The 20,817-nt window shown below is 69.2% G+C and carries 19 protein-coding genes; 10 read left to right on the top strand and 9 right to left on the bottom strand.

Annotated features, from left to right (window positions below; all coding sequences use genetic code 11):
- Positions 1-90: 90 nt before the first annotated feature.
- Both ROJ8625_RS11270 and msrB read left to right on the top strand, forming a co-directional pair.
- Positions 91-654, top strand: coding sequence for a fasciclin domain-containing protein (locus tag ROJ8625_RS11270; protein WP_085791999.1), 564 nt, complete (start codon positions 91-93; stop codon positions 652-654).
- 137 nt (positions 655-791) lie between these two features.
- Positions 792-1,271, top strand: a complete 480-nt coding sequence (gene msrB, locus ROJ8625_RS11265; protein WP_085791998.1) for a peptide-methionine (R)-S-oxide reductase MsrB — start codon at positions 792-794, stop codon at positions 1,269-1,271.
- A gap of 250 nt (positions 1,272-1,521) precedes the next feature.
- Here the strand turns inward: msrB and ROJ8625_RS11260 are convergent, their stop codons facing one another.
- Positions 1,522-2,148, bottom strand: a complete 627-nt coding sequence (locus ROJ8625_RS11260) for a DnaJ domain-containing protein (RefSeq protein ID WP_085791997.1) — start codon at positions 2,146-2,148, stop codon at positions 1,522-1,524.
- Between the two features lie 78 nt (positions 2,149-2,226).
- Between ROJ8625_RS11260 and ROJ8625_RS11255 the strand changes: the two genes are divergently transcribed.
- The gene (locus tag ROJ8625_RS11255) at positions 2,227-2,487 is read left to right on the top strand and encodes a BolA family protein (RefSeq protein WP_085791996.1); all 261 of its coding nucleotides are present in this window, start codon (positions 2,227-2,229) and stop codon (positions 2,485-2,487) included.
- Positions 2,488-2,512: 25 nt separating this feature from the next.
- On the opposite strand, the gene ROJ8625_RS21195 is transcribed toward ROJ8625_RS11255, so the two are convergent.
- The 3 genes from ROJ8625_RS21195 to ROJ8625_RS11240 form a co-directional block, all read right to left on the bottom strand.
- A complete protein-coding gene (locus ROJ8625_RS21195) occupies positions 2,513-3,109 on the bottom strand; it encodes a DUF4177 domain-containing protein (protein ID WP_200813311.1) in 597 nt (198 codons plus the stop codon).
- A 30-nt stretch (positions 3,110-3,139) separates the two neighbouring features.
- Positions 3,140-4,654, bottom strand: a complete 1,515-nt coding sequence (gene gatB / locus ROJ8625_RS11245) for an Asp-tRNA(Asn)/Glu-tRNA(Gln) amidotransferase subunit GatB (protein WP_085791995.1) — start codon at positions 4,652-4,654, stop codon at positions 3,140-3,142.
- A 69-nt stretch (positions 4,655-4,723) separates the two neighbouring features.
- The gene (locus tag ROJ8625_RS11240; protein ID WP_085791994.1) at positions 4,724-5,845 is read right to left on the bottom strand and encodes a hypothetical protein; all 1,122 of its coding nucleotides are present in this window, start codon (positions 5,843-5,845) and stop codon (positions 4,724-4,726) included.
- 295 nt (positions 5,846-6,140) lie between these two features.
- Here ROJ8625_RS11240 and ROJ8625_RS11235 point away from each other — a divergent pair, with 295 nt between their 5' ends.
- Positions 6,141-6,950, top strand: a complete 810-nt coding sequence (locus ROJ8625_RS11235; RefSeq protein ID WP_234984247.1) for a transglycosylase SLT domain-containing protein — start codon at positions 6,141-6,143, stop codon at positions 6,948-6,950.
- Positions 6,951-7,017: 67 nt separating this feature from the next.
- Here the strand turns inward: ROJ8625_RS11235 and ROJ8625_RS11230 are convergent, their stop codons facing one another.
- Together ROJ8625_RS11230 and pepN are read right to left on the bottom strand one after the other, a co-directional pair.
- A complete protein-coding gene (locus tag ROJ8625_RS11230; protein ID WP_085791993.1) occupies positions 7,018-7,884 on the bottom strand; it encodes a 1-acyl-sn-glycerol-3-phosphate acyltransferase in 867 nt (288 codons plus the stop codon).
- Between the two features lie 187 nt (positions 7,885-8,071).
- Positions 8,072-10,627 (bottom strand): aminopeptidase N, encoded by a 2,556-nt coding sequence (pepN, locus tag ROJ8625_RS11225; protein ID WP_085791992.1) that lies wholly within the window; start codon positions 10,625-10,627, stop codon positions 8,072-8,074.
- A gap of 159 nt (positions 10,628-10,786) precedes the next feature.
- Between pepN and ROJ8625_RS11220 the strand changes: the two genes are divergently transcribed.
- The 4 genes from ROJ8625_RS11220 to ROJ8625_RS11205 all read left to right on the top strand — a co-directional run bounded on the left by ROJ8625_RS11220 (position 10,787) and on the right by ROJ8625_RS11205 (position 15,008).
- Positions 10,787-11,083, top strand: coding sequence for a hypothetical protein (locus tag ROJ8625_RS11220; RefSeq protein ID WP_085791991.1), 297 nt, complete (start codon positions 10,787-10,789; stop codon positions 11,081-11,083).
- Positions 11,084-11,096: 13 nt separating this feature from the next.
- Complete coding sequence (locus ROJ8625_RS11215) at positions 11,097-11,243, top strand: DUF2256 domain-containing protein (protein ID WP_085791990.1); 147 nt, start codon at positions 11,097-11,099, stop codon at positions 11,241-11,243.
- 104 nt (positions 11,244-11,347) lie between these two features.
- The gene (locus tag ROJ8625_RS11210) at positions 11,348-12,100 is read left to right on the top strand and encodes an SDR family NAD(P)-dependent oxidoreductase (protein ID WP_085791989.1); all 753 of its coding nucleotides are present in this window, start codon (positions 11,348-11,350) and stop codon (positions 12,098-12,100) included.
- Between the two features lie 289 nt (positions 12,101-12,389).
- On the top strand, positions 12,390-15,008 hold the full coding sequence (locus ROJ8625_RS11205) for a Hint domain-containing protein (protein WP_200813310.1): 2,619 nt from the start codon (positions 12,390-12,392) through the stop codon (positions 15,006-15,008).
- A gap of 16 nt (positions 15,009-15,024) precedes the next feature.
- Here the strand turns inward: ROJ8625_RS11205 and ROJ8625_RS11200 are convergent, their stop codons facing one another.
- The 3 genes from ROJ8625_RS11200 to ROJ8625_RS11190 form a co-directional block, all read right to left on the bottom strand.
- Positions 15,025-15,801 carry a gamma-glutamyl-gamma-aminobutyrate hydrolase family protein gene (locus ROJ8625_RS11200; RefSeq protein ID WP_085791988.1) on the bottom strand — a complete coding sequence of 259 codons (777 nt, stop codon included), beginning with the start codon at positions 15,799-15,801 and terminating at the stop codon, positions 15,025-15,027.
- A gap of 76 nt (positions 15,802-15,877) precedes the next feature.
- Complete coding sequence (locus ROJ8625_RS11195) at positions 15,878-16,306, bottom strand: GlcG/HbpS family heme-binding protein (protein ID WP_085791987.1); 429 nt, start codon at positions 16,304-16,306, stop codon at positions 15,878-15,880.
- 79 nt (positions 16,307-16,385) lie between these two features.
- Positions 16,386-18,527 carry a malate synthase G gene (locus tag ROJ8625_RS11190; RefSeq protein WP_085791986.1) on the bottom strand — a complete coding sequence of 714 codons (2,142 nt, stop codon included), beginning with the start codon at positions 18,525-18,527 and terminating at the stop codon, positions 16,386-16,388.
- A gap of 175 nt (positions 18,528-18,702) precedes the next feature.
- On the opposite strand from ROJ8625_RS11190, the gene ROJ8625_RS11185 reads away from it, so the two are divergent.
- Positions 18,703-19,146: a methyltransferase family protein gene (locus ROJ8625_RS11185; protein ID WP_085791985.1), complete on the top strand. Its 444-nt coding sequence runs from the start codon at positions 18,703-18,705 to the stop codon at positions 19,144-19,146.
- A gap of 90 nt (positions 19,147-19,236) precedes the next feature.
- On the top strand, positions 19,237-20,811 hold the full coding sequence (locus tag ROJ8625_RS11180) for a Re/Si-specific NAD(P)(+) transhydrogenase subunit alpha (RefSeq protein ID WP_085791984.1): 1,575 nt from the start codon (positions 19,237-19,239) through the stop codon (positions 20,809-20,811).
- Positions 20,812-20,817: the final 6 nt, after the last annotated feature.

The raw sequence follows: 20,817 nt of genomic DNA, 5'->3' as shown, positions 1-20,817 counted from the left end.
ACCTCCGCACGGAGAGACGCGTGGGTTCTGATGTTCCGCCGGTTTCGCGGCGGGGCGCACGACACGTGACGCCAACCAACGGAGGAAACCATGACGATCCGCACAGTTACCGCAGCCCTTGCCGGTGCGACCCTTCTGGCCGGCGCGGCCGCCGCGCAGGACAACCCGCAGGTCGGCGGGGCCGACATGTTCGCCGACCGCACGATCGTCGAGAACGCCGTGAACTCGCCCATCCACACCACGCTCGTGGCGGCGGTGCAGCAGGCGGAGCTTGTCGACACCCTGAATTCCGCGGGGCCGTTCACCGTGTTCGCACCGACCGACGAGGCGTTCGGGCGGCTGTCCGAAGACAGCCTGAACGCGCTGATGATGGATGAGAACCAGGAGCAGCTGGCGCAGATCCTGACCTGCCACGTGGTCGCGACCGAGGCGATGTCCGGCGCGATCGCCGGCATGATCGCCGACGATGGCGGCGTGCACCCGGTGCCGACCGTGGGCGGCTGCACCCTTCAGGCCGAGATGTCCGGCGATGAGATCATGCTGACCGACGAGAACGGGCGCACCGCCACCGTGACCATCGCCGACGTCGACCAGTCGAATGGTGTCATTCACGTGATCGACCGCGTGCTTCTGCCGGCCGGGCAGGCGGGCTGACAGGGGGCGAGGCTCCACAAACGGGGCGCCGACGCCTATATCCCCGGCAGATCGGCGACCCGGCCGTCGCCCGTCCGCGTTCCCCGGACAGGGCGGCGGCGCGGTTCGCGACCGAATGACAGATCCGGAGGCCCGAGATGATGAGACGTGACTTCCTGTCCAGAACCGCCGCCGCGTTCGGCCTTGCCGGCGCCGGGGGCACCGCGGCCCATGCCGCCAGCGGCAGCTATCCCGTCACCCGCACCGAGGCCGAGTGGCGCGAGATGCTCACCGACGCCGAGTTCCGCGTGATGCGCGAGGAGGGCACCGAACGTGCCTACACCTCGCCGCTGCACGACCTGAAGACCGAAGGCACTTATCTGTGCCGCGGCTGCGACCAGGAGCTCTATTCGTCCGAGGACAAGTTCGATTCCGGCACCGGCTGGCCCAGCTTCACGCAGCCCGTGGCGGACAGTGCGGTCGGCACGAAGCCCGACCGCTCGCTGTTCATGGTGCGCACGGAGGTGCATTGTTCGCGCTGCGGATCGCATCTCGGGCACATCTTCGAGGACGGGCCGGAGCCGACGGGCCTGCGCCACTGCATCAACGGCGTTTCGCTGACCTTCCGCGAAGCCTGACCGAAGGTCGGTGCGCTATGACGAAAAACGGGGCGGTGCCGGCCGGCATCGCCCTGTTTTCGTGTCGACGATCCATGACTTCGGTGGGCGGATGTCCGACAGGGGACGACCGGACATCCGCCAGTCCGTGAGTGCAAGACCGATGGTGGTAGGGATAGGCCACCAATAAATTCGGACTGCACGGGAAGCTTACGCAACCTGTGAGGGGTGTGTCGAGCGTATTTTGTCCCCTATAAGGGGAATCCCGTAGCTACCGGAAGTTGCGGCTGTCCTTCACCTGATCCCAGGCCCACATGACTTCCTGAAGCTGTTCTTCCTGGCTGCGGTCGCCGCCGTTCATGTCCGGGTGCAGCACCTTGATGAGCGCCTTGTACGCCTTGCGCACGTCCGCCTTGCTGGAGTTTTCGCCCACGTCGAGGATCTCGATCGCGCGGCGCTCCGTCGGCGGCAGGCGGCGGCCGGTGCCGCCGTTCTTCTTGCCCGGGTTGCGCGTCGCGTTGTCGCCGAGCACCTGATGCGGATCCTCGATGCCGAGCCGGGCCCAGGCGCGCGCCTCGGGGTCGCGCCAGTCCTTGGTCTGGCGGTCCCACACCTTGTCCGAGCTCGACTGCGCGTTCATCTCGGCTTCGGTCTTGCCGTGGAAGAAGTCCCACTTGAGGTTGTATTCGCGCACGTGATCCTTGCAGAACCACCAGAAGTCATCGAGCACGTCCGGCGCCTTCGGGGCGCGGAACTTGCCGGGTTCGTTGCAGCCTTCGTGGTCGCAGATGCGGGTGGAGGTCTCGCTCTCGCCCGACATCCCGCGGCGGCCGCGCGGGTTCCGCTTCTTGGCCGAAGACACGGACATGTCGAAACCGAAGGGGTCGGGTCTGCTCATGAGGGGCACCTCTTTTCGACTCGGACGCCGGAGTTTAGACAAAACCCCGGCAGAGTGTAGGGGTAGGACGCGGAAAAAATGTCGCGAACACAGGAAATCGAGACGCGCCTGAGACAGGCGCTGGCACCCACCGAGCTGGTCGTCCGGGACGACAGCGAGGCCCACCGGGGTCATGCCGGTTACCAGGAGGGCGGCGAGAGCCACTATCATCTAGTGATCCGATCGGCCGCCTTCGAGGGGCAAAGCCGCATCGCCCGGCACCGTCAGGTGCATGCGGCGATCGGTCCTGAACTGATGGGCGCGATCCACGCGTTGTCGATGGATCTCGGCACGCCGTAAGCGGGCCGAGGCGCACGCCACCCGGTCAGGTTTCGTCCGTCGGGGTCTTTCGGCGCGTGGCGAAGATCGCGGAGAAGGCGCGGGGCGATCCGCCGTCGGCATCGCCTTCGGCGGTGTCCTCGCGCCAGCCCTCGGGCGCGTCGGGTTTCGTCGGCGACAGGCCCGGGCCGATCTCCACGCGCGAGCGGACGCTCTCGAACCGGCCGGCCGGTTCCGTGGGGTCGTCGTCACCGGCCCCGCTGTCGTCGCGCTCGGGCTCGGGCTCGTCGCGTTCGGTCTCGTCGGCCGTGGACGTGGCCCGGTCCTCGGCGTCGTCCGTGGGCGTCACGTCGGCCGGCGCGGCGAGCAACGGCAGATCCCCGGCCGTCGCGTCATCGGCCGGCGCCGCGGCTGCCTCGCGACGGAACACGAGCATCGTGCGCCAGACGGTGACCGAGGCGGTCAGGCCGTGCCGCTCCTCGGAGGGTAGCGTCTCGGCGCGCCGGAATTCCCAGCCCTCGGCCGCCATCTCGTTCATCAGCGTCTCGACGGCCAGCGCGAAGCGCGCCTCGGCGCCCTTCACGCCGCGGGCCTTGCGCCCCTTCACCGGGGCCGGCACGACCTTGTATTCCCAAGTGGCCATCGACGCGTCCTCGTCCCGGGGGGCGTGGGCTCAGAGCCCGAGCTTCGCGCTCACGATCTCGTTCACGGCCTTCGGATTGGCCTTGCCGCCGGTGGCCTTCATCACCTGACCGACGAACCATCCCGCGAGCTTGGGGTTGGCTTGCGCCTTTTCGACCTGCGCGGGGTTGGCCGCGATCACCTCGTCCACCGCGGCCTCGATCTCGCCGGTGTCGGTGACCTGTTTCAGGCCCTTCTCCTCGACGATGGCCGCGGGGTCGCCGCCTTCGGTGTAGACCGTTTCGAACACGTCCTTGGCGATCTTGCCCGAGATGTCGCCGGCCTTGATGAGGTTGACCAGCCCGGCAAGCTGCGCCGGAGAGACGGGGCTTTCGGTGATGTCGCGGTCGTCCTTCTTCAGCCGGCCGAAGAGTTCGTTGATGACCCAGTTGGCGGCCATCTTGCCGTCGCCGCACTCGGCCGCCACGGCCTCGAAGTAGACGGCGTTCGCGACCTCGGCGGTCAGCACGTTGGCGTCGTACTCGGACAGGCCGAAATCCTTGACGAAGCGGCTCTTCTTCTCGTCCGGAAGCTCGGGCAGGGTGTCGCGGATGCCATCGATCCACGCCTGCTCGATCTCGAGCGGCAGAAGGTCGGGGTCGGGGAAGTAGCGGTAGTCGTGCGCCTCCTCCTTGGAGCGCATGGACCGCGTCTCGCCCTTGTCGGGATCGTAGAGGCGCGTTTCCTGCACGACCGCGCCGCCACCCTCGAGGATCTGGATCTGGCGCCGCGCCTCGTGGTCGATGGCCTGCTGGATGAAGCGCATCGAGTTCATGTTCTTGATCTCGCAGCGTGTCCCGAGATGCGAGAAGTCCTGCGTCTCCTGATACTTCTCGTAGGCGCCGGGACGGCAGACCGACACGTTCACGTCGGCGCGCAGGTTGCCGTTCTGCATGTTGCCGTCGCAGGTGCCAAGATAGCGCAGGATCTGGCGCAGTTTGGCGACGTAGGCCGCCGCCTCCTCGGGGCCGCGGATGTCCGGGCGGGACACGATCTCCATGAGCGCGACGCCGGTGCGGTTGAGGTCCACGAAGGACATCGCCGGGTCCATGTCGTGGATCGACTTGCCGGCGTCCTGCTCGACGTGGATGCGCTCGATGCGCACGCGACGGGCGATCCCCGGCTCCATGTCCACGAGGATCTCGCCCTCGCCGACGAGCGGATGGTAGAGTTGCGAGATCTGGTAGCCCTGCGGCAGGTCCGGGTAGAAGTAGTTCTTGCGGTCGAAGGCCGAGCGCAGGTTGATATGCGCCTTCAGCCCGAGACCGGTGCGGACCGCCTGTTCGATGCAGAACTCGTTGATGACGGGCAGCATCCCGGGCATCGCCGCGTCCACGAAGGACACGTTGGAGTTGGGCTCGGCGCCGAATTGCGTCGAGGCGCCGGAAAACAGCTTCGCGCGGCTGGAAATCTGGGCATGCACCTCCATGCCGATGACCAGTTCCCAGTCATGGGTCGCCCCGGCGATGACCTTGGGCTTCGGCGGCTCGTAGGCCAGATCCAGCATCTGCACTCTCCACGCGTCTCGGGCTGCACCTGCTCTAAGTCAGGCGTCCGCGAGCGGCAAGGGGACGCGTCAGGCGGTCCGCCAGCCCGTGGCGTCGACCGCGACGCGCCGCCCCGCGGCGAGGTCGTCGGCGAACAGCTGACCGAGGCTCGACAGCGCGCGCGCGGCGCCGCGGTCGGCCGCGTCGCCCGACATGCAGGCGCGCCCGGCGATCGGGCCGGTCCGCGCCGGGGCCGCTGCCCATGCGGTGGCGTGCACCTCGCGCAGGTGATCGCGCACGATCCAGTCGAAGGCACTGGCGACCCGACGTTCGGCCGCGGGCGCGTCGGGCGCGGGGGCGAGCGAGAAGCCGGTGAAGGCCGCGAGCAGGTTCGCCGTCTCCTGTCCCGGGCGCATTGCGAGGATGTCGTGCAGCCCCGCGACGAAGTGCTCGTCGTCGAGCGTGAGGAACGCGCCGCGGTCGAGCGCCAGCGCATCGAGGTAGACCCACGCATAGCCGCCGGCGCCCCAGACGTCCGCGGTCTCGGCCCCGATCCGGCGTGCGCCGTCCTCGAGCATGTCGTAGGTGCCGAACCCCGAGGGCAGGAGGTTGCGACCGAGCGCGCGCATGTAGGCCGGCATCTCGGGGTCGAGCTCGATCAGGTCTGCGTAGTCGTCGAGGATGCGGGCGGCCGGGCGCGGCGCGGCCTCGAGCAGCGTGCATCGCATGGCCGCGAGCGACGGCGCGTCCGCCTCGCAGGCATCGAACCGGTCGACCAGCCGTTGCGCCGCGGCGAAATGGGCGTGGAAGGCCGCGCGCGCCTCGGGCGTGTGGTCGCCGTGGCGGTCCGGGCCGCGCCAGGCGAGCCCGACCTCGGCATGGGCGCGCGCCAGCACCAGCGCGAGGCCGTGATCGCAGCACAGCGCGTCGACTTCGGCGCGGAGCTGGTCGAGCGGGCACTGCGCCGCCGCCGCGTCGCCGCGATTCGCCGCCGCGATACCGGCCTCGACCGCGTCGGACCGCGCGCCGGAGGCGAGGATCTCGGCCAGCGGACGGCCCGCCGGGCTCTGGGCGCGGGCGGCGTCGTAGCCGCGCAGGAGCGTGCCGATCGCGCACCATTCCTCCTGCCGGGCCATGTGCCGGCCCTGCGCGAAGACCTGCCCGGCGATGCGATCCTCGGCGCTCTGGATGATGACGGGAATGTCGATCACGCCGGGGTCTGCGATGGGCGGCGGCGCCGGTTCCGGCTCCGGAACGGGGTCGGGCAGTGCAGGTGGCGGAGACCGCCGGAAGAGGGTGCGAGCCGAGATCATGCGGCGGACACTGCTCTGAGTTCTCGGCACAAATGCGGCACGTCCCCAGCCGAAGCGGGACAGTTTCGCGGCGTCGCCGGCCGCATCGATGGCAGCCGGAACCGGCAGTCTTCCGCGCATTGCCGGGGGGTGCGCTTGCCACCTGCACGGCGAATCGGAGATGACCGAGCCAAAGGATCATGGGACAGTGTCAATGACGAACCGTCTTTTTGTCGCCTCCGCGTTGCGCCGGCGCATGACCGGAGCGGCCGTGTCTCTCGGGCTTCTGGCCGCGATGGCCGCGCCGGTGAGCGCGCAGGGCGGCGCCGAGGTGGCGCCGCGCGGGCCGATGGCCATGCCCGAGATCTCTGCCCAGGCCGTGGCGTCGTCGCCGCGCCCGCGGATGCGGGACGATCGTCTGCCCGAGGCGCGGTGGGGCGAAACCGCCCGCGGCACGCAATGGACACGCGCGACGGTCGCGGCGCTTCGGGGGCATGCCAACCCGCTGGTCGACATCGTTCCCCATGACATCGACGAGTGGTGCCCCGCCTACGCGCGGAACGACCGCCGCCTGCGCGAGGCGTTCTGGGTCGGGCTCGTCTCCTCGCTCGCCAAGCACGAGAGCACGTGGCGGCCGACCGTCGTCGGTGGTGGCGGGCGCTGGCACGGGCTCTTGCAGATCCTGCCATCGACCGCGCGGCTCTACGGCTGCCGCGCGACGACGGGCGCGGCGCTGCAGTCCGGTCCGGCGAACCTTGCCTGCGGCCTGCGGATCATGGCCCGGACGGTGGCGCGCGACGGCGTCGTGTCGCGGGGCATGCGTGGCGTGGCCGCCGACTGGGGGCCGTTCCATTCGTCGCGGAAACGCGCCGACATGATGGCCTACACCCGCAACCAGGCGATCTGCCAGTACGTGCCCGGCACGCGACCGAAGATGCGCCCGCCCGAGGCCGCCGCGATCTATGCCGCGCGGGACCAATCGGTGCCGGTCATCAGCACGCAGGGACACATCACGGCGCGCTGAGCGCGCCGGGAGCCACGTGTAACATCCTGAAAATGCAAGAGAAGCGCGCGCCGGCCGGGCGCGCCGGTCACATCGCCTTGAGCCAGGACGGGCGACGGGAATTGTCGATCAGCGATACCGCCGGCGCGCGCCGGCCCCCGAGCGCGAGCGTCGCCCGGCGCAGCAGGTCGATCCCCTCTTCCGAGGTCTTGGGCAGCGCTGCCGCCGAGATCGGCTCGCCCACGGTGACGCGATAGGGCTGCCGCGCCTTGTTCAGCGTCTCGTGGAACAGCGTGATGTCGCGCAGGCTCGGGTGGATGAGGTCGAACAGGTAGAACAGCACCGAGTTGCGCGCGCGGATGTTGACCGGGATCACCGGCAGCTCGAACTTGCGCGCGATCATCGCCGCCGACGCCATCCACGGCCGCTCGTGCAGGCTGAGGCCGCGCCGCTTGGCGAGGCGCCCGGCCGGGAAGATCACGCCGAGGCGGTTCTGGTCGACGGCGCGACGGGTATACGCCATGGTCTCGCGCGTCTTGCCGTGGCTGCGCTTTTCGGGGCGCCATTCGACCGGCGCGATCATGTCCTCCATCTGGGGCAGGACGCGCAGGATGTCGTGGTTGGCAAAGTAGTAGGCATCGGGCCGCATCGGCGACAGCAGGTGATGCAGGATGATCCCGTCGGCGATGCCGGTCGGGTGGTTTGCGACCACCAACGCCGGGCCGTTACGGGGAATGTTCGACAGCCCGCGGATCTGGACATCGCGCGCCAGAAGATCGCCCATGGTCGACATGATCTCGGCCGAGGGCGCGTGACGGAAGGTCTCGGCCAGCGCGATGGTCCGCTCGTAGCCGAGCATCGCGTTGAGAGCCTGCCGCGCCCGGACGGTGCCGAGGCGGTTGGAGAACAGCCACGGCGCGCGTTCCGAGATGAGCGGGTCGATGCGTTCTTTCATGTCCGGCACTCAAGTCACGGTTTCGTAAAAGTCCCATGACACGCGCGTCCCCGGGGCCGGGGGCAGGCAAGTCGTGGCATTCCTCCTCGTGCGCCTCGATAGGCACACCCCACAATAACGTCTAACGCGTGTTTCGCGAAACCGGTTCCGTTTCGGTCGGCGCATACGCGCATCGGCCCTTTGTGCATCATCCGTCTCCGAGCAGCCGGCCGACCATCTCGGACATGTCGCCGCTGAGGCCCGGCCGGTCCCGAAGCGTGCGCAGCGCCGTCTGCATCCGCGCCCGGCGATCGGCATCGTAGCGGCGCCACGTCTGGAACGCCGTGGCCATGCGCGCCGCGGTCTGCGGGTTCTTGGCGTCGAGTTTTCCGAGCCAGTGCGCGAGCAGATCGTAGCCCGCGCCGTCGGCGCGGTGAAAGCCCGCGTGGTTCGAGGCGAGCGCCCCCATCACCGCGCGGAAGCGGTTGGGATTGGTCATCTCGAAGGCGGGATGCCCGGTCAGCTCGGCCGCGCGGTCGGCGGCCTTGGCGGGCGGGGCCAGCATGATCTGGATGCCGAACCACTTGTCCATCACCAGCCGGTCGTGGGACCACGCGGCCTCGAACGCGGCCAGCGCGTCGTCGGCGGCGTCCGCCCGCACAAGACAGCCAAGCGCGGACAGGCGCAGCGTCATGTTGTCGGCGCTGTCGAACTGGGCGCGCGCCGCGGTGCCGCCGTCGAGCCGTGTCTGCAGCGACAGCACCGCCGCCCCCAGCGCCCGCTTTCCGGACTGCGCCGCATCGGGCGCGTAGGGCTGGGTGACGCGCGCCTGTTCGGCCAGATCGGGCAGGAGATCCTGCCACCGCTCGGCCATCGCGCGCATCAGCGCCTCCTGCGCCGCGAAGATCGCGTCGGGGTCCGGGGTCGTTCCGGCCTCGGCCAGCGCCTGCGCGAGTTCGGACTGCGTCGGCATCTGCAACATCAGCGCACGGAAAGCGGGGTCGAGCGCGGGGTCCGCCACGACCTGCCGCAGACCGTCGAGATAGGCGACGTCCGGCGCCGCGCCCTCTGTCACGCTGGCCATGAGCGCCGCGCGCGCGAGGCCGCGACCGGCCTCCCACCGGCAGAAGGGATCGGTGTCGTGGGCGAGCAGGAACGCGCGTTGCTCGGCGCTCGCCTCGCGCTCCAGCACGACGGGCGCCGAGAAGCCGCGCAGGAGCGACGGCACCGGGCGCGAGGCCATGTTGGGAAACGTGAAGCTCTGCTCGGCCTCGGTCATCTCGAGAAGAGTGGTCGGAACCACCTCGTCGCCGTTCGGAGACAGCAGGCCGACCGCGATCGGCAGGACCTGCGGCGCCTTCTCGTCCTGGCCGGGGGTGGTGGGCGTGTGCTGGCGGAAGGTCAGCGTGTAATCCGAGCCCTCGTAGCGTTCCTCGACCGACAGGCGCGGCGTGCCCGACTGCGTGTACCAGCGCTTGAACTGGGACAGGTCGCGGCCGGTCGCGTCTTCGAACACGGTCAGCCAGTCCTCGATCGTGCAGGCCTGCCCGTCGTGACGTTCGAAATAGAGGTCGAGCGCCTTGGCATAGTCGTCATCGCCGACGAGCCGCTTGAGCATGCCGATGACCTCGGCGCCCTTCTCGTAGACGGTTGCCGTGTAGAAGTTGTTGATTTCCTGAAAGCTGTCGGGCCGCACCGGGTGCGACAGCGGGCCCTGGTCCTCGGGGAACTGGCGGGCGCGCAGGTCGATCACGTCGCCGATGCGCTTGACCGGTGCGGATCGCATGTCGGCGGTGAACTGGCTGTCGCGGAAGACGGTGAGCCCTTCCTTCAGGCAGAGCTGGAACCAGTCGCGGCAGGTGATGCGGTTGCCGGTCCAGTTGTGGAAGTACTCGTGCGCGATGATCGCCTCGATGCGCTCGAAATTCGCGTCGGTCGAGGTGTCGGGAGAGGCGAGGACGGCCGAGGAATTGAAGATGTTCAATCCCTTGTTCTCCATCGCGCCCATGTTGAAGTCGTCGACGGCGACGATGTTGAAGACGTCCAGATCGTATTCGCGGCCATAGACCTCCTCGTCCCAGCGCATGGATTTCTTCAGCGCCTCGAGGCCCCACTCGGTTTTCGGCAGGTCGCCGGGCCGCACCCAGAGATTGAGATCGACCGGGGTGCCCGAGCGCGTCGTGAACGTGTCCGATCGCGCCTCGAGTTCGCCCGCGACGAGCGCGAAGAGATATGCGGGCTTGGGCCAGGGATCGTGCCATTCGGCGAAACCGTCGCCCGCGGCGCCGGGATTGCCGTTCGACAGCATCACGGGAAGGTCGCTTTCGATCCGCACGTCGAAGGACGCCATCACGTCCGGGCGGTCGGGATAGTAGGTGATCTTGCGAAAGCCCTCGGCCTCGCACTGCGTGCAGTACATGCCGTTCGACATGTAGAGGCCTTCGAGCGCCGTGTTCTTCGCCGGCGCGATCTCGACCTCGGCCTCCCACGTGAACGCGGCGTCCGGGACCGCGCAGGTGAGGCCGCGCTCGGTCACGTCGGGCGTGACCTCCGCGCCGTCGATCCGCGCCGAGACGAGCCGCAGTTCCTCGCCATGGAGAAAGAACGTGCGATCGGTCGTCTCGGGGTTCGGGGCGAAGCGGATCCGGCTCGTCACGCGCGTGCTCTCCGGCGCGAGACGGAAGGTCAGCTCCACCCGCTCGACCACGAAGCCGAACGGCGTGTAGTCGCTCAGATAGACTGTCTGCGGGCTCGAATCCTTCATCGGGCGGGGCTCCTTGCGTTCCGGCGCGTCGGCGCGCGGGTGCCGGCGGATTTGCCGGCACCGGGCTCAGTCCTATCCTGTTATGCAACCTGCTGCCGCACCGCAACGTATTGAACAAGAGCTGTCCGGCAGCCCGAACGAAGACTGAAAGGTAACCGAATGTCCGCCCCTGATACGAACACGGAAAAGGAAGAGAAGCGTCACCGTCCCGCCCTGCTCGGCATCCGCGCCTCGCTCGTCTACGGCGCGGTGCTGCTGACCTGTCTCGTGCTCTGGTCGCTGTTCAGCGGCGAGGACGAGACCGGCGAGGTCGGCATCAGCGACAACACCGAGATGGTGCCCGAGGGACAGGAGACCGAAGAGGCGCTCGAGGGCTTCGAGGAAGAGACCTACGAGCCCGGCGGCAACTCGACCGGCACCGTCCAGACGCCCGAGCAGGAGCAGACCTCGGAGTGAGGCCGTGAGCGGCATGCGACGCAAGGGCGACCTGCCGACAAAGACCTGTCCGGTCTGCGGCAAGCCCTTCGCGTGGCGCAAGAAATGGGCCCGCGTCTGGGAAGAGGTGATCTACTGTTCGGAGCGATGCCGCCGATCGAAGGTCGCCGCCGCGCGCTGAAAGCGCCGCGCTGCCGCACGGTCAAGCCCGGCGCGGACGCATCGGTCCCTTGTTCCGGGACCGGGTCCGGCTAGGCTCCGCCCGGCAGAAGAGGGAGGAGCCGGATGCAGCACGAGGGCCGACACGCATTGATCACCGGCGGAGGCACGGGCATTGGTCTCGCCATTGCCCGGTCGCTCGCCGCCGAAGGCGCGGAGGTCACCATCACCGGCCGCCGGGCCGAGGTGCTCGAAGCCGCCCGAGACACGCGCATTCACCCGTTGCAGATGGACGTCGCCGACGAAAGCTCCGTCGTCGACGGCATCGCCGCGGCGGTGGACGCGCGCGGGCCGATCCAGATCTGCGTGGCCAATGCCGGCATCGCGGAGCCTTCGGCCATCCACAAAACCGATCTCGCCTTCTGGCGGCGCACGATGGGGATCAACCTCGACGGCGCGTTCCTGACGATCCGCGAATCCCTCGGATCGATGCGTCAGACCGATTGGGGCCGCGTCATAGCCGTCTCCTCGATTGCGGGGCTTCGCGGCCTGAAGGGCGCGCCGGTCTACACGGCCTCGAAACACGGCATGGTCGGCCTGATCCGCGGGCTGGCGGCCGACTACCTGGGCAAGCAGATCACCTTCAACGCACTCTGCCCGTCCTACGTCGACACCGAGATCGTGCCGCAGAACGTCGCCCGCATCATGGAGCGCACCGGGCTGTCCGAGGCGGAGGCGCGCAAGACGATGGAGGGTGTGAATCCGCACGGCCGGCTCGTACTTCCCGAGGAAGTGGCCGAAGCCGCGATGTGGCTCTGCGGGCCGGCCTCGGGGTCCATCAACGGCCAGGCGATCCAGGTCGCGGGCGGCGAGATCTAGGCCGTCGCGGGCCCGGCGCAGGCGCCGCACCGCTGGTCAAATCATCGAATTGTGGCGGTGTGCCACGGGCCGCGCCGCACGCACCCCCTGCCAATATTCGCCGCTGACGTGTCCGCGGCCTCGCCGGTTCGGGTGCGCGTCACAATTGATCTTGGTTAAGGCACTTTAACCACGAATTCCGGCCACAGGCTGCCGCTATTCCGGACCTTGGTTAATTGCGCCGCGACACCAGCGGCGCGCGCCCCGGACGCACCGCGCGGCCCGGGCCGGAACGGAACGAGCGGCCGACATGCCCACTTACGCCCTGCGGTTCTACGCGGTGGACCCGCAATCCCTGATCGGCGGACCCGGTTCCAGCTTCCGCTGGACAGGGCCGACGACCTATACCGGCAGTGCCACGCTCACCGACAACCAGTCCGGCACGGACCGGCAATTCCTCGACGACGACGACGGCGGAGAGAACGCGACCGCCACGGTCACCGTTGGCGGCGCCACCTCAACGAACTCGCCGGTCGACGCCGAGATCGTCTGGACCGTACGCGACGAGACCACCGGCCGGACGTTCCAGATCGTCGAGTTCGACGTCGAAGGCGGCGCGGCCGCCGGCGACTACACGCTGTCGGAGGAACCGCTCGTCGCCGGGCGCGACTACACCGTACTGGCGCGCGACACGCTGCCGGACGTGAGCACGGGCGACACGAGTTTCCGCTACACCGACTACATCGAGGCCGACGGCACGGTCGACGGCACCGCCGGCGCCGACGTGATCGACGCCGACTACCTCGACCCGGACGTGGAGCAGGTGGACGGGCGCCCGGGCGCGCCGAGCGACCGCATCGATGCCGGGGCCGGCGACGACACCGTGTATGCCGGGCGCGGCGACGACACCGTGATCGGCGGCGACGGCGACGACGTCGTCTATGGCGACGACGGCGGGCAGGGCACGCAGCCCGCGCCGGGGCGGCTCGACTGGGCCGAGCAGGGGCCCGACGGCACCAACCTCGCCGGCGGATTCACCCAGAGCACCGGCGCCGTCGACGTCAGCGTGTCGTTCACCAATACCGGCAACAACGCCCCCACCTACGAGGTGGATACCGGCACCACCAACTACGTCGCGCCGGGCGAGAGCTTTGATCCGCAATCCTCGCTGTTCTTGTTCGGCAATGGCGGCGGTGCCACGTCCCGCACCACGATCGACTTCGACGGCGCCGCGGGCGCCGGCGTCACCGACGAGGTGCGCAACGTCACCTTCCGCATCAACGACGTGGACTGGGGCTCGGGCAACCACACCGATGTCGTCACCGTCACGGCCACGGATGCGGCCGGCAACCCGGTCACCGTCACGCTCACGCCGTCGGGCGGCGACACCGTCGCCGGCAACACGATCACCGCCAACACCGTGGCCAACGACACCGCCGATGCCGACGGCTCGGTCCTGGTCGAGATCGCGGGGCCGGTGCATTCGATCAGCATTTCCTACTCGAACGCCCAGGGCGGCACGCAGGGGATCTGGCTGACCGACGTCACCTTCGACCCGGTGGCGGAGGCGGGCGGCGACGACTCGCTCCTCGGAGGCGCGGGCGACGACAGCCTCTACGGCGAGGCCGGCGGCGACACGCTCGACGGCGGCACCGGGGCGGATTCGCTCTCGGGCGGCACCGGCGCGGATTCCCTCGTCGGCGGCGACGGCGACGACACGCTGGAAGGCGGCGCCGGGGCGGACACGCTCAATGCCGGCGCCGGCATGGACTTCGTCAGCTACGAAAGCTCCGATGCCGGGGTCAGCGTCGATCTCGGCTCCGGGACCTACGCCGGCGGGCACGCCACCGGCGACGTCAGCCAGGGCGGCATCGACGGCATCATCGGCTCGGACTTCGGCGACAGCCTCGCGGGGTACGACCAGTCCGGACCGGACTGGACCAACGTGATCTACGGCGGCGGCGGCAACGACACGATCGACGGCCGCGGCTCGGACGACAGCCTCTACGGCGGCGACGGCGACGATTCGATCATCGGCGGCACCGGTGCCGACTATCTCGAGGGCGGCTCGGGCAACGACACGCTCGTCATCGGGCAGGGCGACACCGCCGTCGGCGGCGATGGCGACGACGTCTACCGGCTGGTCGACCTGGGCGAAGCCGGCGGCGGGCCGATCAGCATCGACGGCGGCACGCTCGAACAATCGGCCGGCGACACGCTCGACCTCGCCGGCCTCGCCGACCGCTCGACCCTCGTGCGCACCGATACCGGCGACGGCGAATTCACCGGCACCGTCACGATGTACGACGGCACGGTGGTGTCGTTCTCCAACATCGACGCGATCATCTGCTTCGCCCCCGGCACCCGCATCCTGACCGACACCGGCCCCCGCGCGATCGAGACGCTGCGCCCCGGCGACAGGATCGTCACGCGCGACGCCGGCCCGCGCCCCGTGCGCTGGATCGGCCAGAGCACGGTCGACGCCACCGGCCCGCTCGCGCCGCTCGACCTCGCGCCCGGCACGCTGCCGGGACAGACGGGCGCGCTGCGCGTCTCGCCGCGGCACCGGCTGCTGCTGGCCGACTGGCGTGCCGGCCTTCTCCTCGGCGCCGACGAGGTCTTCGTCGCGGCCACCCATCTCGACGGCGCGGCCGGCGTGCGGCGGGTGCCCGCGGCGCGGCAGACCTACGTGCACCTGCTGCTCGACCGCCATCACGTGATCTATGCCGAGGGCGCGCCGACCGAGAGCTTTCACCCCGGTCCCGTCGGTCTCGCCACGCTCGACGAGGCGGCGCGCGCGGCGCTCTTCTCCGCCTGCCCGGAGCTGCGCACCGGCAGCTACGGCCCGACCGCGCGGCCCTGCCTGAAACGTCACGAGGTGGGACTGATCCGGCCCGAGCTGGCCTTGCGCGACACCGCCGCCGCCTGACGGCGGGGCCGGGGCGTCACGCCGAGCGCCGCGCCGCCGGGCGCAGCCCGGCCGCCCAGTCGCGCACCGCCGCGCCGAACGCCGAAAAGAGCGGCCGCGACACCGGGTCGTTGGCAGCGCGGTATTCGGGATGCCACTGCACCGCCAGCAGAAATCCCGGCGCGCCGTCGACGTAGATCGCCTCTGGGGTGCCGTCGGGGGCGCGGCCGTCGATCACGATGCCCGCGCCGGCGCGCAGGATGCCCTGGCCGTGCAGCGTGTTGGTCATCACCTCGCGCGCGCCCATGATCCGGTGAAACGGTCCACCCTCGACGAAGCTCACCTTGTGGCGCAGCGCGAACTTCTCCTCGATCGTACCGTCCGGCGGCATCCGGTGGTTCATCCGTCCCGGAAGCTCGCGGATCTCCGGGTGCAGCGTGCCGCCCATCGCCACGTTCACCTCCTGGAACCCGCGGCAGACCCCCAGCAGCGGCTGCCCCCGCTCGAGGCAGGCCCGCACCAGCGGCAGCACCACCCGGTCGCGCTCGCGGTCGAAACTGCCATGCGCCTCGGTCGGCGCCTCGCCGTACTCCTCGGGATGCACGTTCGGCCGGCCGCCCGGGAGCAGGAAGCCGTCGCAGCGCGCCATCAGCGCGTCCATGTCGAGGTAGGCCGGGTCGGACGGGATCAGCAGCGGCAGCGCGCCGGACACCTCCGCCACCGCCTCGGCGAGCATCGTGCCGCTGGCATGGGCCGGGTACTCGTCGTTGATCATGTGCGCGTTGGTGACGATGCCGATGACCGGGCGGGTCATGTCTGTCCTTTCGAGGCTGCCGTGCGGATCCGTTTCATCCGGAACCTAGTGCGCGCGGCCGGCCGGATAAAGCGTCTCAGACCTCCGCCGTCAGTCCCGTGGCGTCGATGCCCGCTTTCGCGGCGGCCGCGTCGTTGTCCGAGGCATCGCCGGAGACGCCGACCGCGCCCAGCACCACGCCCTTGGAATCCTTGACGAGAACGCCACCCGGCACCGGCACGAGCCCGCCGCCGAGCGCGCCGTTGGCGCAGGCGATGAAGTAGGCCTGTGCCTCGGCGCGCGCCATCTGTGCGGAGCCGGGCATGCCCAGCATCACCGCGCCGTACGCCTTGGCGCGCGCGATGTCGAACCGCCCCGGGCTCGCTCCGTCCTCGCGCTCGAAGGCGATCATGTTGCCGCCCGCGTCGAGCACCACCGCCGCCATCGGTTTCATCTCCGCGCCACGCGCGTGCTCGAACGCCTTGCGGATCATCGTCCGCGCCCGTCTCAGCGATAGGGTGGCCATCGTCGTCCGTCCTCCTCGTTCTTCTTGGTCGAAATACTCCGGGGGTGTGGGGGCTGGCCCCCACGCCGCGCTCTCGGCCTCACGACGCCTTCAGTTCGAGGCGCCGGCGGTGCAGCACCGGCTCGGTATAGCCCGAGGGCTGCTCGCGCCCCTTGAACACGAGGTCGCAGGCCGCCTGGAAGGCGATGCCGTCGAAGTCCGGCGCCATCGGGCGATAGGCGGGATCGTCCGCGTTCTGGCGGTCGACGACCTCGGCCATGCGGCGCAGAATCTCCATCGCCTCCTCTCGGCTCACCACCTCGTGGTGCAGCCAGTTGGCGATGTGCTGGGCCGAGATGCGGCAGGTGGCGCGATCCTCCATCAGGCCCACGTCGTTGATGTCGGGAACCTTGGAGCAGCCCACGCCGTGGTCGATCCAGCGCACCACGTAGCCGAGGATGCCCTGGGCGTTGTTCTCGACCTCCCGGATGATCTGTTCTTGCGACCACTTGGCGTGCGTCGCCAGCGGGATCTGCAGCAGCGTGTCGACCCGCGCGCGCCGGCCGCCCGCCTTCAGCTTCTTCTGAACGGCGAGCACGTCGACCTGGTGGTAGTGCAGCGCGTGCAGCGTCGCGGCCGTGGGCGAGGGCACCCAGGCGCAGTTGGCCCCTGATTGCGGATGCGCGATCTTGGCCTGCAGCATGGCCGCCATCAGGTCGGGCATGGCCCACATGCCCTTACCGATCTGCGCGCGGCCCGACAGCCCGCATTCGAGGCCGATATCCACGTTGCGGTTCTCGTAGCCGGTGATCCACGCCTTGTCCTTGATGAAGCCCTTGCGGCTGAAGGGGCCGGCCTCCATCGAGGTGTGGATCTCGTCGCCGGTGCGGTCGAGAAAGCCGGTATTGATGAAGGCGCAGCGGTGGCGCGCGGCGCGGATGCATTCCTTGAGATTGACCGAGGTGCGGCGCTCCTCGTCCATGATGCCGAGCTTGACGGTGTGGCGCGGGAGGCCGAGCGCGTCCTCGACCACGCCGAAGATCTCGTCGGTGAAGGCCACCTCGGCCGGGCCGTGCATCTTCGGCTTGACCACGTAGACCGAGCCGGCCGTAGAGTTGCCGCCCTCCCGGGCGAGGTCGTGCCGGGCGACGAGCGTGGTGACCATCGCGTCCATCAGCCCCTCGTAGATCTCGGCGCCGTCGCGGGTGAGGATCGCGGGATTCGTCATCAGGTGGCCGACATTGCGCACCAGCATCAGCGCGCGGCCCTTCAGCGTGACCTCGCCCGACCCGTCGGGCGCGGTCAGCGTGACGTCGGGCGCGAGCGCGCGGGTGACCTCGCCGTCGCCTTTGCGGAACGTCTCGGTCAGGTCGCCCTTCATCAGGCCGAGCCAGTTGCGGTAGGCCAGCGTCTTGTCCTCGGCGTCGACGCAGGCGACGGAATCCTCGCAGTCCATGATCGCCGAAACCGCGCTTTCGATCACCACGTCGGCGAGCCCGGCCTGGTCGCGGGCGCCGATGCGGTGGGTGCGGTCGAACACCAGCTGCACGTGCAACCCGTTGTTGCGCAGCACCACCAGCTCGGGCGCGCGGGGGTGGCCGCGATAGCCGACGAACTTCGTCGGATCCACGAGCGGCAGATCGTCGACGAGGAGCTGCCCGCCGCTCACGTGGTAGCGCCGGGCGTCGGCGTGGCTGCCGCCCTCGATCGGCGCGGCCTGGTCGAGGAAGACGCGGGCGCGGGCCACCACGCGGGCGCCCCGGCCACGGTCGTAGCCGCCTTGCGGCGGCGTCGTGCCCATCGCGTCGGTGCCGTAGAACGCGTCGTAGAGCGAGCCCCAGCGCGCGTTCGCCGCGTTGAGCGCGTAGCGCGCATTGGTGATCGGCACGACGAGCTGCGGCCCCGGCACGGTCGCGATCTCGGGGTCGACATTGGCGGTATCGATCTCGAAATCCCCGCCCTCGGGCAGCAGGTAGCCGATCTCCTCCAGGAACGCCTTGTAGGCCTCGTGATCGTGCGGCTGGTTGCGGCGCTTGAGGTGCCAGTCGTCGATCTTGCCCTGCATCTCGTCGCGCACCCGCAGAAGCTCGGCGTTGCGCGGCCCGAATTCGTGCGCCAGTGTCGACAGCGCCGACCAGAACGCGTCGGCCTCGACCCCCGAGCCCGGAAGCGCCTCTGTCTCGATGAAGTCGAACAGCACGGGATCGATCTGCAGATCGTGGCGGGTTACGCGGTCGGACATGGCGGGTTCCTCCGTCTGGGCCTTCGAATGGGCGATCTATGCCGCGGGGCGCAGATGACACGGGTTTCCGATCGGAAACAAGACCCTGACCGTGCGGATCCGGTGTTGGACGTGGCGGGCGCAGTTCGTCACAGTGCCCCGAAAGTGCCCCCGACCCCTGACCCCGAGGCCCGAAATGAAGTGGATCGACACGCCGCCCGTCTGGCTGCTGGGCTGCATCGCGCTGGCCTACGCGATCTCGGGCGCGGTGCCGTGGCCCCGGATCGGCGGGCCGGGCGACATCCTTGGCGGCGCGCTCGTGGCGATCGGCGTCAGTCTGATCGCTCTGGCCGCGCGCGAATTCCGGCGGCATCGCACCACGATCATGCCCGGCGAAACGCCCGAGCGGCTCATCACCACCGGGATCTTCGCACGCTCGCGCAACCCGATCTACCTCGCGGATCTGCTGATCCTCGCGGGCGCCTGCCTGATCCTCGACGCGCCGGCGGCGCTGTTCCTCGTTCCCGTGCTCGCCGCGGTGCTTTTGCGCCGCTTCGTCCTGCCCGAGGAGGCGCGGATGCGGGATAAGTTTGTTGCCGAGTTTCAGGCGTATGCGCAACAAACGAATAGATGGCTTTAACTCGTCCGAGGGCTATGCTCTAAGCCCGCAATGGCACATCCAGCGCCGGGCCCGCGTCCGGCGGAACGGAGACACGGGAGAGGGATCGACGTGAAGATAGGCACGCCAAAGGAAACCGCGCACGGCGAGAACAGGGTCGCGATGACCCCGGACTCGGCCAAGATGCTGCAGAAGCTCGGCCACGAATGCCTGATCGAGGCCGGCGCGGGCGAAAAGGCCGGCTTTCTCGACGATGCCTACCGCGAGGCCGGCGTCACGGTCGTCGACGGGGCCGCGGCGCTGTTCGAGCAGTCGGACATCATCGCGATGGTGCGGCCCCCGTCGGAAGAGGAGATCGGCCGGCTCGACAAGAGCAAAACGCTGATTTCGCACTTTTATCCGGGCTCGAACGAGGAGCTGATGAAGCTCGCGGCCTCGAAGGGCGCGACCGTCATCGCGATGGACATGATCCCGCGCATCTCCCGCGCGCAGAAGATGGACGCCCTGTCGTCGATGGCCAACATCGCCGGTTACCGGGCGGTCATCGAGGCGGGCAACAACTTCGGGCGGTTCTTCACCGGCCAGGTCACCGCCGCGGGCAAGGTGCCGCCGGCCAAGGTGCTGGTGGTCGGCGCCGGCGTCGCGGGTCTGGCCGCGATCGGCACCTCGACCTCGCTCGGCGCGATCACCTTCGCCTTCGACGTGCGGCCCGAAGTGGCCGAGCAGGTGGAGTCGATGGGCGCCGAATTCGTCTATCTCGACTTCGACGAGGAGCAGGAGGACGGATCGGAGTCCGGCGGCTACGCCAAGCCGTCGAGCCCGGAGTTCCGCGAGGCGCAGCTTGCCAAGTTCCGCGAGCTCGCGCCCGACATCGACATCGTCATCACCACCGCGCTGATCCCCAACCGCGAGGCGCCCGAGCTGTGGACCGAGGACATGGTCAAGGCCATGAAGCCCGGTTCGGTGATCGTCGACCTCGCGGCAGAGCGCGGCGGCAACTGCAAGATGACGGTCAAGGACGAGCGCGTCGTGACCGACAACGGCGTGGTCATCATCGGCTACACCGATTTCCCCAGCCGCATGGCGACGCAGGCCTCGACGCTTTACGCTACCAACATCCGTCACCTGATGACCGACCTGACGCCCGAGAAGGACGGGGCGGTCAATCACGACATGGAAGACGACGTCATCCGCGGCGCGACAATCGCGCATGACGGCGAGGTGACCTTCCCGCCGCCGAAGCCGAAGACGCAGGCGATCGCGGCCCAGAAGCCCAAGCCCAAGGAAAAGGAGAAGACGCCGGAGGAGAAGCGCGCCGAGGAGATGGCGGCCTTCAAGGCGCAGACGCGCCAGCAGGTCACGCTTCTGGCGATCGGCGGCATCCTGATGCTTCTGGTGGGCATGGTGGCGCCGCCGTCGTTCCTGCAGCACTTCATCGTCTTCGTGCTGGCGGTCTTCGTCGGCTTCCAGGTGATCTGGAACGTCAGCCATTCGCTGCACACGCCGCTCATGGCGGTCACAAACGCCATCTCGTCGATCATCATCCTCGGCGCGCTCATGCAGATCGGTTCGGGGTCGTTCCTCGTCGTGCTGCTGGCCGCGCTGTCGGTGTTCATGGCCGGGATCAACATCTTCGGCGGCTTTCTCGTGACGCGGCGCATGCTCGCCATGTTCCAGAAATCCTAAAGGGGC

The organism is Roseivivax jejudonensis, assembly GCF_900172265.1.
Taxonomy (GTDB): domain Bacteria; phylum Pseudomonadota; class Alphaproteobacteria; order Rhodobacterales; family Rhodobacteraceae; genus Roseivivax; species Roseivivax jejudonensis.
Note: the sequence above shows the minus strand (reverse complement) of the source record. Positions and strands in the feature narration are given on the sequence as shown.

Bases quoted from the DNA above. Each gene is read 5' to 3' on its own strand.
- ROJ8625_RS11270 (WP_085791999.1), top strand. From the start codon at position 91: ATGACGATCCGCACAGTTACCGCAGCCCTTGCCGGTGCGACCCTTCTG.
- ROJ8625_RS11195 (WP_085791987.1), bottom strand. From the start codon at position 16,306: ATGGCCACCCTATCGCTGAGACGGGCGCGGACGATGATCCGCAAGGCG.
- ROJ8625_RS21195 (WP_200813311.1), bottom strand. From the start codon at position 3,109: ATGGCCACTTGGGAATACAAGGTCGTGCCGGCCCCGGTGAAGGGGCGC.
- ROJ8625_RS11260 (WP_085791997.1), bottom strand. From the start codon at position 2,148: ATGAGCAGACCCGACCCCTTCGGTTTCGACATGTCCGTGTCTTCGGCC.
- ROJ8625_RS11200 (WP_085791988.1), bottom strand. From the start codon at position 15,801: ATGACCCGCCCGGTCATCGGCATCGTCACCAACGCGCACATGATCAAC.
- ROJ8625_RS11205 (WP_200813310.1), top strand. From the start codon at position 12,390: ATGCCCACTTACGCCCTGCGGTTCTACGCGGTGGACCCGCAATCCCTG.
- ROJ8625_RS11210 (WP_085791989.1), top strand. From the start codon at position 11,348: ATGCAGCACGAGGGCCGACACGCATTGATCACCGGCGGAGGCACGGGC.
- ROJ8625_RS11215 (WP_085791990.1), top strand. From the start codon at position 11,097: ATGCGACGCAAGGGCGACCTGCCGACAAAGACCTGTCCGGTCTGCGGC.
- gatB (WP_085791995.1), bottom strand. From the start codon at position 4,654: ATGCTGGATCTGGCCTACGAGCCGCCGAAGCCCAAGGTCATCGCCGGG.
- ROJ8625_RS11220 (WP_085791991.1), top strand. From the start codon at position 10,787: ATGTCCGCCCCTGATACGAACACGGAAAAGGAAGAGAAGCGTCACCGT.
- ROJ8625_RS11255 (WP_085791996.1), top strand. From the start codon at position 2,227: ATGTCGCGAACACAGGAAATCGAGACGCGCCTGAGACAGGCGCTGGCA.
- ROJ8625_RS11190 (WP_085791986.1), bottom strand. From the start codon at position 18,527: ATGTCCGACCGCGTAACCCGCCACGATCTGCAGATCGATCCCGTGCTG.
- msrB (WP_085791998.1), top strand. From the start codon at position 792: ATGATGAGACGTGACTTCCTGTCCAGAACCGCCGCCGCGTTCGGCCTT.
- ROJ8625_RS11185 (WP_085791985.1), top strand. From the start codon at position 18,703: ATGAAGTGGATCGACACGCCGCCCGTCTGGCTGCTGGGCTGCATCGCG.
- pepN (WP_085791992.1), bottom strand. From the start codon at position 10,627: ATGAAGGATTCGAGCCCGCAGACAGTCTATCTGAGCGACTACACGCCG.
- ROJ8625_RS11230 (WP_085791993.1), bottom strand. From the start codon at position 7,884: ATGAAAGAACGCATCGACCCGCTCATCTCGGAACGCGCGCCGTGGCTG.
- ROJ8625_RS11235 (WP_234984247.1), top strand. From the start codon at position 6,141: ATGACGAACCGTCTTTTTGTCGCCTCCGCGTTGCGCCGGCGCATGACC.